At 71.9% G+C, this 2,122-nt stretch carries 4 protein-coding genes; all 4 read right to left on the bottom strand.

Translation table 11 applies throughout. The annotated features are described in order from the left end of the window. Positions 1-487 (bottom strand): hypothetical protein (locus OXM58_06075; GenBank protein ID MDE0147920.1); only part of this gene is annotated, 487 nt, incomplete at its 3' end. Further along, on the bottom strand, positions 484-1,023 hold the full coding sequence (locus OXM58_06080; protein MDE0147921.1) for a hypothetical protein: 540 nt from the start codon (positions 1,021-1,023) through the stop codon (positions 484-486). The genes OXM58_06075 and OXM58_06080, both read right to left, overlap by 4 nt. Continuing rightward, positions 1,020-1,439: a hypothetical protein gene (locus OXM58_06085; protein MDE0147922.1), complete on the bottom strand. Its 420-nt coding sequence runs from the start codon at positions 1,437-1,439 to the stop codon at positions 1,020-1,022. The genes OXM58_06080 and OXM58_06085 overlap by 4 nt, the downstream gene beginning before the upstream one ends. 1 nt (position 1,440) lies before the next feature. Next, the coding region (locus tag OXM58_06090; protein ID MDE0147923.1) for a hypothetical protein at positions 1,441-2,122 on the bottom strand (682 nt) is incomplete at its 5' end.

Consider the following 2,122-nt stretch of genomic DNA (forward strand, 5'->3'; position numbering starts at 1 on the left):
AGAGGGTGGCCTCGACGGCGGCAACCGCGCGACGGGGATCGTCGGGCGCGACGCCGAGAGCGCGGCAGACCCTGTCCGTCGCAGCCCAGGGCAGGAAGCTCGCGAGGAGGTAGGGATTGTCCTTCACGGCGTCGACGCCGTCATGGCCCCAGCACCGGGCGATCCGGATGGCGGTGCGCGTTCCCACGACGGATGCGACCCCCCGGCTTTCCAGCCAGTCGAGAAGCTCGATCTCGGGGCTCTTCATCTCGTAGGCTGCGAACGCGGTGGTGGCGGTTTCCTCGCCGAGGATCGCGACGACGTCGGGATGTTTCCGGTCGAGCGCGGCATGCAGGCCGTCGCCGAACGCGGCCGCGAGGGCGGCGGCCTTCGCGGGGCCGATGCCGCGGAAGTCCCGGTCCTCGGCAAGGTACGCCGCGAGCGCGCCGGGGCTTCGCGGCATCGGGGCCTCAATGCCGGCACGGGCGGCTGAGCCCGGCAGGCTCATTCGGGTGTCTCGCCGAGCTCAAGGCGGCCCTGCCCGGGGCCGGGGTTCCCGTTCCCCGGCGGTCCGGGCCTGTAGCGGCGGCCGGCGGCGATCAGGGCCCGGTCGGTCGCCTCGTAGCGCTTCAGGCGGGCGATGAGTGCCGCGTTCCTGGCGACGAGCTCGCTGACGCGGCGCTCCGCAGCCGCGCTGCGGCGCTGTTCCTCGCGCAGGCGGGAGGCCGGCACCATGGCCGCCTCGCCGGCTTCGGCCGGTGCCTCGGCAACCCCCGTGGCGTGGCGGTCGTGCATGGATGGCGCCGGTCCCCTGGCCGAGAAGGCGACGCCCTTGCGGCCGGCATAGTCCTTGAGCACGGCGCGGAACGACGGGTTCTGCGTCACCGTCGACCGGCCGACCCCGACCAGCTGGCAGATCTTCGCCAGATGAAGAGCCCGGCCGTTCATGGGCAGGGTCTCGCCGGCGGCCTCGCGCGCGTCGATCTCCCGGCGCAGGCGCAGCACTGCCTGCCGGCCCCGTTCCGCGCCGCTGCCCCCGCTCATGCGTCTCGCTCGCTGTAATAGCGATCGACCGGCTGAAGCGGAGCATCCAGCCGGTGGTCGGGAATGCCGAGAACGTGCGTGTTGTAGGCCCAGATGGCGAAGCGGGCCATCATCGCCTCGTTCTCGGCGCGAAGCCGGGAGAGGTCGGCTTCCAGAGCGTCGATACGCGCGAGGAGGGCCGCTTCGGTTTCGGTCTTCGGTCGCGGCCGCCGCCCCGCTCCGCTGCCCCTGAGCTGCTCCTTGCGGGCCGCGAGGGCGGTCCTTATCCGTGCATGCCTGGACAGCGCCTGGCGCGAGTAGGCGTGACCGAGCCGCTGCCGCGCCAGCCTCACCACCGCGCCCCATGTGGCCACCTCGAGCGTGCCGATGGTCCTGGCGAGCATCTCGACGTTGGTCTCGGTGAGGCGCCGGGCCATGTCAGGAATCCTCGCATCGTCGGGCAGCATCGGGAGCCGGGCCGGCCAAGGTGTTCGCCGGACCGGCCCCGTCGCGGCCGACCGCGTAGCAGGCCGCGTCGTTGAGCCTCAGGACGGCGCCCGGCGCGATCGTCGCGTCGTCGATGAGGGCGACGAGCTCGCGCAGGCGCGCAAGCTCGGTCCTCTTGCGGGAGAGCCAGATCTCCGAGTTGCCTTCGCCGATGGCGGCGGCCTCTGCCGCGGACGCGACCGCCCTCTCGATGACGGCAAGCCGGTCGCGCAGGGCCCGCTCGGCGCGCTCGTCTCCCTTGACGCAGGCGTGCTCGATGCAGTTCAGGCAGTCCCGGTACATCGGGCAGGGCGACGTTGCGAAGTCGTGCAGGCAGGCGCCGTAGCGCGTCAGATGCACCCCGGCGAGATTGCCCTCGATCAGTTGCCTCGGTGTCACCGGCCGCCGAGGGGTTGCCGCTACCGGGCTGCCGAACATGTCCCCGCCGAGGGAGCGCGCCTTCGAGACGAGGGAATCGGCGGTTTCGTGGTCGTAGAACGCGTTGTGCCGGACGTCCTTGCGGCCCGCCCATCTCGCGATGTCGAGCTGCGACAGGTTCCCCTCGTTCGCGAGCGTGGTCATGTAGTGGCGCAGCTGGTGAGGCGTGATGCGGACACTCTCGCCATCGTCGTCA

Source organism: Rhodospirillaceae bacterium (assembly GCA_028819475.1).
GTDB lineage: Bacteria > Pseudomonadota > Alphaproteobacteria > Bin65 > Bin65 > Bin65.